Below are 584 nucleotides of genomic sequence, written 5' to 3'. Positions count from 1 at the left end.
CACGGGCGAGACGACGCCCAGTATCTCGGTGCTTATAGCCGGAACTTATTCAGTGACCCTCACCAGTGGTAATGGCTGTACGGCTAGTGTCAACGTGGTTATCGGTCAGGACCAGCAGGTGCCTACCGCCAGCATCGCAGCGAACCCATCGCTGACCATCGCCCAGGGCCAGTCGGCTACGCTCACCGCTTCGGCTTCCGGAAGTACGGCGCCCGTCGGCTTCCGCTGGAGCACCGGCGAGACGACAGCCAGTATCGCGGTGAGTGTGGCTGGTCCCTACTCCCTTAGCGTCACGGGGGCCAATGGCTGTTCGGCTACGGCCTCGGTGGTACTTAGTTTGACGAGTGCACCGATCGTGGAAGCCCCCTTCGCCATCACGGCCGTGACTACCCTCAACTGTACCCCCATCCTGCCTAACCGCTACAGCATCAGCTTCACGCCCCGCTACAGCGGCCTGACCGGCCAACCCGTTGCCTTTCGCGTGGTTAACGAGCTGCTGCCTACCACCGAGCCAGGACCCTACACCATCCAGCTCTACTCGGACAACCCCCGCATCCGTATCAGCGCGGTGCAAACCGGCACGT

At 62.7% G+C, this 584-nt stretch carries 1 pseudogene; it reads left to right on the top strand.

From position 1 onward, the window contains the following. Window positions 1-584: pseudogene (locus GK091_RS29295) on the top strand (hypothetical protein); the annotation flags it as partial.

It is taken from the genome of Spirosoma agri (assembly GCF_010747415.1).
Lineage (GTDB): Bacteria > Bacteroidota > Bacteroidia > Cytophagales > Spirosomataceae > Spirosoma > Spirosoma agri.
The sequence above is the reverse complement of the archived record's forward strand: the minus strand, read 5'-3'. Positions and strand labels throughout refer to the sequence as shown.